The sequence below is a fragment of the Pantoea sp. GM_Pan_4 genome (genome assembly GCF_026541005.1).
Classification (GTDB): Bacteria; Pseudomonadota; Gammaproteobacteria; order Enterobacterales; family Enterobacteriaceae; genus Pantoea; species Pantoea dispersa.
Genome location: NZ_JALNUZ010000001.1, coordinates 436,255 through 448,063 on the forward strand (window position 1 = coordinate 436,255; position 11,809 = coordinate 448,063).

10 protein-coding genes are annotated in these 11,809 nt (G+C 58.9%); 4 read left to right on the plus strand and 6 right to left on the minus strand.

The window, feature by feature from the left end:
* Window positions 1-44 precede the first annotated feature (44 nt).
* Window positions 45-281, plus strand: coding sequence for a hypothetical protein (locus OXR61_RS02085; protein ID WP_021506169.1), 237 nt, complete (start codon window positions 45-47; stop codon window positions 279-281).
* 80 nt (window positions 282-361) lie between these two features.
* Here OXR61_RS02085 and OXR61_RS02090 read toward each other — a convergent pair whose 3' ends face one another.
* Window positions 362-1,678 carry a glycosyltransferase gene (locus OXR61_RS02090; RefSeq protein WP_330134852.1) on the minus strand — a complete coding sequence of 439 codons (1,317 nt, stop codon included), beginning with the start codon at window positions 1,676-1,678 and terminating at the stop codon, window positions 362-364.
* A gap of 276 nt (window positions 1,679-1,954) precedes the next feature.
* The gene (gene malI, locus OXR61_RS02095) at window positions 1,955-2,980 is read right to left on the minus strand and encodes a Mal regulon transcriptional regulator MalI (protein ID WP_267410570.1); all 1,026 of its coding nucleotides are present in this window, start codon (window positions 2,978-2,980) and stop codon (window positions 1,955-1,957) included.
* A 177-nt stretch (window positions 2,981-3,157) separates the two neighbouring features.
* Here malI and malX point away from each other — a divergent pair, with 177 nt between their 5' ends.
* The 3 genes from malX (at window position 3,158) to add (ending at window position 7,039) form a co-directional block, all read left to right on the plus strand.
* The gene (gene malX, locus OXR61_RS02100) at window positions 3,158-4,744 is read left to right on the plus strand and encodes a maltose/glucose-specific PTS transporter subunit IIBC (protein ID WP_031279154.1); all 1,587 of its coding nucleotides are present in this window, start codon (window positions 3,158-3,160) and stop codon (window positions 4,742-4,744) included.
* Window positions 4,745-4,746: 2 nt separating this feature from the next.
* Entirely contained in the window at window positions 4,747-5,922 is a 1,176-nt protein-coding gene (locus OXR61_RS02105) for a MalY/PatB family protein (RefSeq protein ID WP_021506173.1), read from the plus strand.
* Window positions 5,923-6,040: 118 nt separating this feature from the next.
* Window positions 6,041-7,039, plus strand: a complete 999-nt coding sequence (add, locus tag OXR61_RS02110; protein ID WP_021506174.1) for an adenosine deaminase — start codon at window positions 6,041-6,043, stop codon at window positions 7,037-7,039.
* 62 nt (window positions 7,040-7,101) lie between these two features.
* Here the strand turns inward: add and OXR61_RS02115 are convergent, their stop codons facing one another.
* The 4 genes from OXR61_RS02115 to araG all read right to left on the minus strand — a co-directional run bounded on the left by OXR61_RS02115 (window position 7,102) and on the right by araG (window position 11,719).
* Window positions 7,102-8,142: an oxidoreductase gene (locus OXR61_RS02115; protein WP_021506175.1), complete on the minus strand. Its 1,041-nt coding sequence runs from the start codon at window positions 8,140-8,142 to the stop codon at window positions 7,102-7,104.
* Window positions 8,143-8,219: 77 nt separating this feature from the next.
* Entirely contained in the window at window positions 8,220-9,137 is a 918-nt protein-coding gene (gene araC / locus OXR61_RS02120; RefSeq protein WP_021506176.1) for an arabinose operon transcriptional regulator AraC, read from the minus strand.
* Window positions 9,138-9,194: 57 nt separating this feature from the next.
* The gene (gene araH / locus OXR61_RS02125; protein ID WP_021506177.1) at window positions 9,195-10,181 is read right to left on the minus strand and encodes an L-arabinose ABC transporter permease AraH; all 987 of its coding nucleotides are present in this window, start codon (window positions 10,179-10,181) and stop codon (window positions 9,195-9,197) included.
* Between the two features lie 17 nt (window positions 10,182-10,198).
* Window positions 10,199-11,719, minus strand: a complete 1,521-nt coding sequence (araG, locus tag OXR61_RS02130) for an L-arabinose ABC transporter ATP-binding protein AraG (protein ID WP_021506178.1) — start codon at window positions 11,717-11,719, stop codon at window positions 10,199-10,201.
* Window positions 11,720-11,809: the final 90 nt, after the last annotated feature.

Here is an 11,809-nt window from a genome sequence, read left to right on the forward strand (position 1 = left end):
GATAACCATACCGCCAGGGACAGGCCACAGAAAGAGAAGAACTTATGAGCCATCAATCATTGCAGCACATCGTTCCGGTTCAGACTGATGTGCGTGACTTACGCATCGCCACGGGCATGACCCAACTGCACGCGGCTGAACGCTTCGACCTCAGCCTGCGGGTCTGGCAGATGAAGGAGTCCGCAGCAAAACCGTCGCCGCTCAGTCAGGGAGAATATGAGTTTTTGCTGCTGCTGGCAGGAAAACATCCCTATTTTAGTCTGACGGCCAGAGCCCGCTAATGCCGTGCGCGCTGGCCGTTGCGTCAGCGCCACCGGCGATAACCGGGGATCCGCTTCATCCACCCGGCGTGATTCATGCGTCAAGTCTCTTTAGCGCTGACGCCCGGGGCACGATTCACCTGTGCTGTCTGCTGATAAAAGGCGTCGAGACGGGCGCGAAAGCGCGCCGGATCGTGCTGGTCTTTAATTCTTTGCAGCGCCCGCGCCGAGCGGGTGCTGATCGCCTCGCGCTGCGCCATTATCTGTGTGATGATCTGTTTGAGCTGCGCAATAATCCTGTCCCTGATCGCCTGTTTCTCCTGCGCTGAAGCGATGGTGATTTCAAACATATCATTTAGCAGACAGTCAATAAGCCAGCCGGCCGAAGCCGGGTTTATTTCCGGCAGTGCGCGCACATTAGTGGTAATGACCGGACAGCCGCACGCCTGCATTTCCAGCACTGAAAAGCCGTAGGTATCCTGCCAGGTCGGTAATAATCCCACATCGGTCTGTTCGAGCATTTTCATCAGCCGATCATTTTGCAAAAATGTTTCATGCCTGAAGATTGCCTGCTGATTAATCAGGTCTTCAATCCGCTGATGAAATTGCGCGTCATCCTGCTGCGCGCCGTGCGCGATATTATAGCGATGCTTCAGGTTGCCCGTTAAATTCACCTGCACGCTGTCGGGGTGAATGATGCCTTCTGCCAGCAACTCGCTAAAGGCCAGCACCACTTCCGCCCCACCTTTACGATAAAACTCATTGCCGACAAAGCTGAACGTCAGCTTCGCCTGATTCACCGGTCTGACCCGATCACAGATAATTGCCTGCGGCGGATGCAGGGTGTGTAGTTTGGGTAAAATGGCTGCAGCCTGCTGCGGAAACGCCTGTAACAGCTTGATTTGAATCTTTTTCGTCGCGTCGGAAATGGCCAGCAGCGCCGTACACTGCGGTGCCGCGATCAGTTTGAGTTGTTTCTGCAATTGTGGATTATGCAGTTTGGCCATGCCCGGCACCGGCAGCACGCGCGGAATTTCGGTTTCAAATGTCGCCATCCAGCGTTTTTTCGTGCAGGCCACTTCATTAAAAAGATGGATGATTTGCGCATCGTCCGGCACCGAGAACGGTAGCGGCGCGAAAATAAACAACTTATTGGCTTTGCGGATTTTCTGCCTGACGGCGTTACGATAAAACCAGATATTTTTATATTTCAGATTGAGATAATGGTGTGAATCGTTGACGATGATATTTCTCTTTTCCGGATAACCTTTCCCATTTACGATTATTTTCATACGTGCCCCGGCACAGGAAAAATAAGCATAGCTGGCAGTATATTCCTCGCCAGTCACAAATCCAGCGAGCAAGTAAACCCGCGCTAAACAATAAGAAAATACACATTTTGTGACAGGTAATAACATCAGCCAGCCTGAATAAAATACAGGCGCGTCCGGTAAAGAATATTAATCAATACAAAATTCGCGGAATTTATAAAAGTGGCTAACGCGTTGATTTTCATTTAACGCTGGCCATATTATGACAATTTCGTGTCAATATTTGATGTTGAAGCTTAATCTTTATTTTCTGCTGGCCCGCCATGCATAAGCAGAACGACGATCACAGGCCGGCTGAAAATCGGTAAGCAGCGGTAACAGAAACGTGGCGAGTAATGATCTGACGCCGGGCGGGCGACAGGCTTAGCGGCCCTGCACCAGCTGCGGCGGCACGATTAACGTCTGCACATCGGCCTGTGGCTGCGCCAGGCGCTGTAATATGCGTTCTGCCGCGCGCCGCCCGACGATGCGCGCTTCACTGCTGACAAACGTCAATGCCGGATCGTTCAGCTCAGGCTGCGGATCGTCGTTGAAGCCGACCAGCGCCAGCTGCTGGGTGTAGTAACTGTCCACGGCATCTTCCCCGAGGGTGCGGCCGCTGCGCAGCGCGCCGAAATAGCAGCCGAGCGTGGTGCTGGCATTGTGGGCCAGAATAGCGGTAATACGCGGATGCTGATGCAGCAGCGCCTGCGTCAGCGCGGAGACGCTCTGCTGGCGATCGTCACATTCGATAATCCAGTCCGGGCGAAACGGCAAACCGTACTGTAGCAGCGTGGCGCAATAGCCGCCGATACGTTCGGCGCGCGTCAGTGAGGACCCCAGACCGCCCACCCAGGCGATGCGCTGATGTCCCTGTTTGATCAGATACTCGGTGGCCATCCGCGCCGCCTGGTTGTTATCCGGACGCAGCGAATCGACTTTCTCCAGACTGCTGGCGCGCGCGGCGCAGATCAGCGCAATATTTTGCTCCTGCGCCTGCAGCCGCAGCGATTCCGCCTGCGCCACCGCGCCGCCCAGCACAATGCCATCGGCACCCTGCGCCGCCAGTGAATCAAAACAGCGCTGCAGATGCTGGCCGTGCTGACCACTCTGCGTCAGCACCAGCACTTTGCCCTGCTGCTCCAGCACCTCACTCAGTCCCGCCGTCATTGCTGCATAAAAGGGCTGGCTGAGATCGCGCACGATCAGGCCAATCACCCCGCTCTCACCGCCGCGCAGCATGGAGGCCGAGCGGTTACGCACATAGCCGAGTTGCTCAATCGCCTGATTCACCCGCGCGGCGGTGGCAGGTGAAATGCGCCCTTTGCCGGACAGCACCAGCGATACCGTGCTGACCGATACGCCAGCGGCCTGCGCGACATCATGGATGGTGATTTTCTGCTGGGACATAGTGTGACGCTTTTCGTTGCCGGAAAATTCAAAGAGGTAAAACGTTACACTGATTCGCATAAAAATAAAGCCTGAGGCTCGTCACGCTTTGTGATTATCACCACAAAAAGCCGTGATAAAACGTTTTATCATCCTCCACCACTTTACCCGCTTGTTACTTTTTAGCCAGGAGAGACTATGCCTCACAGCCAACCCAAAATGTCGCTCTGGGAATTTTTCCAGAGCCTGGGGAAAACCTTCATGCTACCCGTGGCGCTGCTATCGTTTTGCGGCATCATGCTAGGGATCGGCAGTTCACTCAGCAGCCATGATGTGCTGACGCTGATTCCGCTGCTTGACCAGCCGTTCCTGCAATACCTGTTTATCTGGATGGCGAAAATCGGCTCCTTTGCCTTTAGCTATTTGCCGGTGATGTTTGCCATCGCCATTCCGCTGGGCATGGCGCGGGAAAACAAAGGCGTGGCGGCGTTTGCCGGCTTCGTCGGCTTTGCGGTGCTCAATCTCAGCGTTAACTTCTGGCTGAACATCAACGGGATTCTGCCGACTACTGATGCGGCGGTGCTGAAAGCCAATAACGTGCAGAACATTCTCGGCATTCAGTCCATCGACACCGGTATTCTCGGCGCGGTGATTGTCGGCATTGTGGTGTTCTGGCTGCACGAGCGTTTTCACAATATTCGCCTGCCGGATGCGCTGGCATTCTTCGGCGGCACGCGCTTTGTGCCGATTATCACCACCGTGGTGATGGGCCTGCTGGGGCTGGTGGTACCGCTGATCTGGCCTTTCTTTGCGCGCGCGATCACCGGTCTTGGCTGGATGATCAACAGCGCGGGCGAATTCGGCCCGATGATCTTCGGCACCGGTGAACGTCTGCTGCTGCCGTTTGGCCTGCAGCATATTCTGGTGGCGATTATTCGCTTCACCGATGCCGGTGGCACCATGGAGGTGTGTGGTCACAGCGTCAGCGGCGCGCTGACCATCTTCCAGGCGCAGCTGGCGTGTCCGGAAACTCACGGTTTCGCGGAAAGCGCTACCCGCTTCCTGTCGCAGGGTAAAATGCCGGCATTCCTTGGCGGCCTGCCGGGGGCAGCGCTGGCGATTTATCACTGCGCGCGCCCGGAAAACCGACACAAAATTAAAGGCCTGCTGATTTCGGGCGTGGTTGCCTGCGTGGTCGGCGGCACCACCGAACCGATCGAGTTCCTGTTCCTGTTTGTCGCACCGGTACTGTATCTGATCCACGCGCTGCTGACCGGTCTCGGCTTCACCGTGATGGCGATGCTTGGCGTGACCATCGGTAATACCGACGGTAACGTGATCGACTTCTTCGTGTTTGGCGTGCTGCACGGCCTTTCTACCAAATGGTACTGGGTGCCGGTGATTGCCGCCGTGTGGTTTGTGGGTTACTACGCCATCTTCCGTTTCGCCATCACCCGCTTCAACATCAAAACACCTGGCCGCGAAGCAGAAACCAGCCGCGTTGAGCAGCAGGTCAGCCGCGCCGGCGTGGGCAAATCCGGCTACAACACGCCAGCGATTCTCGCGGCGCTGGGTGGCGTTGACAACATCACCTCGCTGGATAACTGCCTGACGCGCCTGCGCCTGTCGGTGGCCGACATGAGCAAGGTCGACGATGCCGCGCTAAAAGCCAACGGCGCCATCGGCGTGGTGCACCTCAATCAGACCAATCTGCAGGTAGTCATTGGCCCGCAGGTGCAGTCGGTCAAAGATGAAATGGCCCATCTGATGAGCGCGACGGTGTAAACATGCAGGCGTTTAATTTTGATCGGGTAGTGGATCGCCATGGCAGCTGGTGCACGCAGTGGGACTTTGTCGCCGACCGCTTTGGCGTGCCAGATCTGCTGCCCTTCACCATCTCGGACATGGATTTCGCCACCGCTCCCTGCATCATTGACGCGTTGCAGCAGCGGCTGAATCACGGCGTGCTGGGCTACAGCCGCTGGCAGCACGAGGATTTCCTCTCCGCCCTGCAGCACTGGATGCGCAGCCGCTTTGCCAGCGAGATCGCGGCAGAGTCACTGGTGTACGGCCCGTCGGTGATTTATATGGTGGCGCAGCTGCTGCGCCACTGGACGCAGGCGGAGGATGAAGTACTGATTCACACGCCCGCCTATGATGCGTTTTACCAGACAATCATCGGGAATCAGCGCAGGGTGCTGGAGTTACCGTTGCAGCGCGCTGGCGGCACATGGCGCTGTGATATGGCTCAGCTGGAAACCCTGCTGGCGCGGCCGCGCTGTAAGGTGATGTTACTGTGCAGCCCGCACAATCCCACCGGCAAAGTGTGGCAGCGCGCAGAGCTGCAGCAGATGGCGGCACTGTGCGAACGGCATGGCGTGAGCGTGATCAGCGATGAAATCCATATGGATATGGTGCTGAGCGCGGCGCGCCACACGCCATGGTGCGAGGTGGCACAAGGCCGCTGGACGCTGTTTACCTCGGCCTCGAAGAGCTTCAATATTCCGGCGCTGACCGGCGCCTGGGGCATTATCCCGGACGCGGACGACCGCCATGCGTGGTTTCATGCGCTGAAGCAGCAGGACGGGCTGTCGTCACCGGCGGTGATGGCGCTGGCTGCGACTATTGCCGCCTACCGTCACGGCGCACCCTGGCTCGACGCGCTGCGCGATTATCTGCGCGCCAATATGCAGCACATTGCGCAACGGCTCAACGCGGCGTTTGCCGGGCTCAACTGGCAACCGCCGCAGGCCACTTATCTGGCATGGATTGACACCGCGCCGCTGGCCATTGATGACGTCGCGCTGCAGCAGCGGCTGATCCAGCAGCATAAGGTGGCGATTATGCCAGGCAGCACCTACGGCAGCGCCAGCCGCAGCTATCTGCGTCTCAACGCTGGCTGCCCGCGCAGCAAGCTGGATGACGGGCTGGACCGGCTGATTGCCGCACTGCAATCGTTCTGAACCACAGCGGATGCTGATTAATTCAGCATCCGTTATCCGCTTTGCGCAAATCACTGGCGTGGTTGCGCAAGATGTTTTTATAATGGTCTGCACTTTACGTTAATTCAGCGAGTGCGACATGATTGATGCGAAACTTCCCCTCACCGACCTTCACCGCCACCTCGATGGCAATATCCGCGCCCAGACCATCCTTGATTTAGGTCGCCAGTTCAATATTGCGCTGCCCGCCGATACGCTGGATACGCTGCGTCCGCACGTGCAGGTGACCGCCAACCAGCCGGACCTGGTGAGCTTCCTGCAGAAGCTTGACTGGGGCGTCAAAGTGCTGGGCGATCTCGATGCCTGCCGCCGCATTGCGCTGGAAAACGTCGCTGACGCCGCGCAGGCCGGTATCCATTATGCTGAGCTGCGCTTCTCACCGGGCTATATGGCGATGAACCATCAGCTGCCGATTGCTGGCGTGGTGGAAGCGGTGATTGATGGCGTGCGCGCGGGCGTGCAGCAGTACGGCGTTGATGTGAAGCTGATTGGCATCATGAGCCGCACCTTCGGCGAAGAAGCCTGCCTGCGCGAGCTGGAAGGTCTGCTGGCGCACCGCGACGGCATCACCGCCGTCGATCTGGCCGGTGACGAACTGGGCTTCCCGGGCAGCGAATTCCTCAGCCACTTTAACCGCGCCCGCGATGCCGGATTCCGCATCACCGTGCATGCCGGTGAAGCCGCCGGACCGGAGAGCATCTGGCAGGCGATCCGCGAGCTGGGCGCTGAGCGCATCGGTCACGGTGTCAAAGCGATTGAAGACCGCGCGCTGATGGATTTCCTCGCCGAACAGCGCATTGGCGTTGAATCCTGCCTGACGTCGAACATTCAGACCAGCACCGTAGCCTCGCTGGCCAGCCATCCGCTGAAGACGTTCCTGCAGCACGGCATTCTGGCAACCATCAACACTGACGATCCGGCGGTACAGGGCATTGAGCTGGCACATGAATATGAGGTCGCTGCACCGCAGGCGGGCCTGAGCGCCGCCGAGATTCGCCAGGCGCAGGAGAACGGCATTGCCATCGCCTTTTTAACCGAGGCGGAGAAAGCCGCGCTGCGCCAGCGCGTGGCGGCATAAGCCATAAAAAAGGAGCGCAGATTGCGCTCCTTGTTGATCGGCTGGCGATAACGCCGTCCGGTTTACTTCAGGGACAGTGTCTGGCGTTTCTCCGCCGACTGCAAGCCAAGCTCAATCAGCTCCATCACCTGAATCGCCTCTTCCGCCGTAACCGGGTTGGCACCGTTACCGGCAATGGCGTCGCGGATCGCCGCATAATAGGCCGGATAGTTGCCCGGCAGCGTCAGCAGCTCTTTCTCCACCATCACGTCGCCCTCGGCCAGCGTCAGCGTGCCGTTGCGCATGTCGTAGCCCCACTCTTCACGCGGCGGACGTTCACCCGCTTTCAGACGGTCCTCCTGCGGATCGAGCCCGTACTTAACGTAGCTGCCACGCGTGCCGTGCACCACAAAACGCGCCGATTCCGCGGCCACCAGCATGCTGGCGTGCAGCACCACGCGCCGGGTGGGATAAGTCAGCACCGCGTGGAAGTAATCGGTGGTTTGCGCGCCGGGACGCAGTTCAGCCATGTCGACGTTGATCGCCACCGGCGGTCCAAACAGCTGCAACGCCTGGTCCAGCACGTGCGGTCCAAGATCGAACCAGATTCCGCTGCCCGGGCCTTTCATTTCGCGCCAGCGCTGACGCACTTCCGGACGGAAACGGTCAAAGTGCGACTCCAGATAGCGCACCTCGCCCAGCGTGCCGTCGTTCAGCAGCGTTTTCAGCGTCAGGAAATCGCTGTCCCAGCGGCGGTTGTGGAACACTGACAACAGCAGCCCTTTGGCTTTGGCCAGCTGATCAAGCTCGCGCGCCTGTGACAGCGTCACGGTAAACGGTTTATCGACCACCACATGCTTGCCGGCATTAAGTGCCGCTTTGGCGAGCGGGAAATGGGTGTCGTTCGGGGTAGGAATTACAATCAGGTGCAGCGTCGGGTCATCCAGCAGTGCCTGAGGATCGGCCACCACCTGCACCGACGGCCAGTCAGCGTGCACTTTACTGGCATCGCTGCTGGAGATCGCCGCCAGCTCAACGTCTGGCGTACCGGCGATCAGTGGCGCATGGAAGGTTTTGCTGGCAAATCCGTAGCCAATCAGGCCGACACGTAGTTTATCGCTCATTCTCATTCCTCTTGTTCGTGACCTGACTGATTTAAGACGAATCAGTCAGTAAGAACAAGGCGGAATCACCTGAAAGCTCAGGAGATCGCACTCCGTGCCGGTTGCCAGCTCTCCTGGGCCACCAGCGCGTCGTGCGCATCCTGACTGCGGCGGCGGAAATCGCTCGGACTGACGCCCACCCGCTTGCGGAACACGCGCGAGAAGTAGAGCTGGTCGTCGTAGCCGACCTCGCGCCCCACCGAGGCGATCGGTTCCTGAGTGGTTTGCAGCAGCAGCTTGGCGCGGATCACCCGCTGATCTTCGCGCCAGCGCAACAGGTTGATTCCCATCTGCTCGCGGAACAGGTGGGCCAGACGCGACGGCGACAGACAGACGTGGCGCGCCACTTCCTCGATTTTCACCTCGCTGGCCAGATGATTGGTGACGTACTGGCAGGCTTCAATCACGCGCGGGTCGCGAATTTGCTGATGGCTGCGCGGATCCTCTTCCACCGCACGCAGCAGCAGGCGCTCCAGCAGATTCATCGCCAGCTCTTCGGCAAAGCGACGTCCGGAGTTGTGCGTCTGTTCGATGCTGGCAAACAGGCGATCAAACTCGGCGCGCAGCGCATCCGGCAGCCGCAGCCGGCCAACGCCCTGGTTCTGATCCTGCCACTGCAGCCAGTCGGTCCAGTAGGCGCGCGGACGGAAATAGACCCAGCGATGATGCCAGCACGGACTGTCCGGCGCGCGGCCATAATAGTGCGGCGTTTTTGGCTGAAACAGCAGCAGGTCGCCCGGCTCGCAGTCAAACGCTGACGCCCCGTCAAATACCCGTCCCTGGCCTTTAATGGTCAGATTGAGGATGTAACCTTTCATGCCGTGCGGGCGATCGATAAAAAAATCGAGCTGATCGCCGGCGTTGATCGGCGTCAGCCCGGCCACCAGCCAGGCGTTAAACGGATAGCCCGGCAGTAAAGGATTTTGCTGTTCACTCGGCGCTTCGCGGTGGTACATAAGGATCTCCCGGTTCGCGTGACGTTGGGGCGCAGCGTTGCGGCTGCGCCCGCGGGATCAGGCGGTTCTGCTTTTCTGTTTGTAACGGTCAAAGATCACCGCCGCTAACAGTATCAAACCGCGCACCACATACTGTGAGAATGGCGAGATATTCAATAAATTCATCGCATTCTCGACGGTACCCAGAATCAACACCCCGGCGACCACGTAGGAAATCTTGCCGATACCGCCCTTCAGCGACACGCCGCCCAGCACGCAGGCGGAGATGACGATCAGCTCATAGCCGAGCGAGGTCATCGGCTGACCGCTGGTCATGCGCGAAGCCAGGATAATGCCGGCCGCCGCTGATACCAGCCCGGAAAGGATAAAGATGATGATGCGCGTGCGCACCACCGGCACCCCGGCCAGCCGCGCCGCTTCCTCGTTGCCACCAATCGCCAGCGTGTTGCGGCCAAAGGTGGTTTTGTTCAGCAGGAAACCGAACACGATCATGGTGGCGATGGTCAGCCAGATCGGTGCCGGCACGCCCAGCCAGTTGGCGTAGCCGAGGGTGAAAAAGCGCTCATCCTCAATCCCCACCGCTTTACCGTCGGAGAAGATATAGGCCAGGCCGCGCACAATCTGCATGGTCGCCAGCGTGGTGATCAGCGCGTTAATCTTCAGACGCGCAATCACGAAGCCGTTAACGAAGCCAGTGGCCATACCGAGCAGCAGGCCTGCGGCGACGCCGATCCACAGGCTTTCGGTCATGTTAATCACCACGGCGGTGACGACGCCAGCGCAGGCAATCACCGACGCCACCGACAGGTCGAAATCGCCGGAGGCGAGGCAAAACAGCATGCCGCACGCCACCATGCCGGACATCGACATCGCCAGGCCCAGCCCTTTCATGTTGATAAAGGTGCCAAAATTAGGCACGAAGATGGCGCAGACGATAAACAGCAGCGCAAACACCACCAGCATGCCGAAGTTGTCCCAGATGCGCCCGAGCTGCAGGCCACTGCGCTGCACCGGTGGCGTATTGGACGTGGTAGATGAAGCCATTTTTACTCTCCTTTACCTCAGGCCACGGCGGCCGCTTGAGTGGTTTTCGGCATGGCCAGGCTCAGCGTCAGCTGCTCCGTGGCGGCGTCGTGGGGCAGTTCACCGGCAATCTCACCTTCGCGCATCACTACGATGCGGTCGGCCAGTCCCATCACTTCGGGCAGATCGCTGGAGGCAAACAGCACCGCGATCCCTTTGTTCGCCAGCTGATAAATCAGGTTATAGATTTCATGTTTGGCGCCGACATCAATGCCGCGCGTCGGTTCGTCGAGCAGGATCACGTTCATCTCCTCCGACAGCCAGCGGCCCAGAATTGCCTTCTGCTGGTTGCCACCGGACAGATTCATGATCAGCTGATGCGCGCCCGGCGTTTTGATGTTCAGCGAGCGAATGTGGTGGTCCGCGTTTTTCGCTTCCCAGCCCGGCTTGATCAGACAGCCGGCACTCAGGTTGTGGCGGCGCGCGCTGATATTGATGTTCTCGCGCACCGAGTGCACCGGGATGATGCCTTCGGCTTTGCGATCTTCCGGGCACAGCATGATGCCGGCGCGGATGGCATCAATCGGTTCGCGAATGTTGAGCTGTTTACCGTCCAGCGTGACCGTGCCTGCGCGCAGCCGGGTGGCACCAAACAGCCCTTTCATCAGTTCGCTGCGGCCGGCACCGACTAGTCCAAACAGACCGACAATTTCTCCGGCGCGCACCGTCAGCGATATCGGCATCCGCACGCCTTTCGCTTCCACCTGGTCCAGCTGCAGACGCACGGGGCCCAGCTCACGTGGCGCGTAGCCATAGATATCTCCGAGGTTGCGTCCGACCATCGCCTCCACCAGATCGTCATGGTGGGTATTGGCCATATCCGTGAAGGTGCGCACGTAGCGCCCATCCTTAAACACGGTAATGGCATCGCTCAGCGCGAAAATTTCTTCCATGCGATGCGACACGTACAGCACCACCCGGCCCTGCTCGCGCAGCTGGCGAATCACGCGGAACAGATGCTCAATTTCGCGCGCCGACAGCGAACTGGTCGGCTCATCAAAGGCGATGATGCGCGCGTTGCGCGCCAGCGCTTTGGCGATTTCGACCATCTGCCACTGACCGAGCGACAGGTATTTCAGCGGCATGTCGGGGTCGATATCCATGCCAAGATTTTTCAGCTGCAGACCGGCTTCGTAGCGCAGCAGCTTGCGGTTAACCAGCCCGCGCTTGTGCGGCAGCTGGCCAAGATAGATGTTCTCCGCCACGCTCATTTCCGGTACCAGATGCAGCTCCTGGTAAATGATCGCCACGCCGGCATCCAGCGCATCAACGGTATTGCTGAAGCTTTTCGCTGTGCCTTTGATGCGGATTTCGCCGCCGCTGGGCTGATAGCTGCCGCTGAGGATTTTCAGCAGCGTGGATTTGCCCGCGCCGTTTTCTCCCATCAGCGCGTGCACTTCCCCGGCGCGGCACTGAAAAGAGATATCCTGCAGCGCTTTCACGCCAGGGAAGGTTTTGCTGATGCCATGAAATGACAGAAATGCTGGATCCGTGTTCATGGGAACTCCTGAGCCTCTATGTTTCGCACCGTAGCGGCGTTGGCTGCGCACATTTACCCCGGTCACTGACCTCAGTAAGCTCCCGGGGAT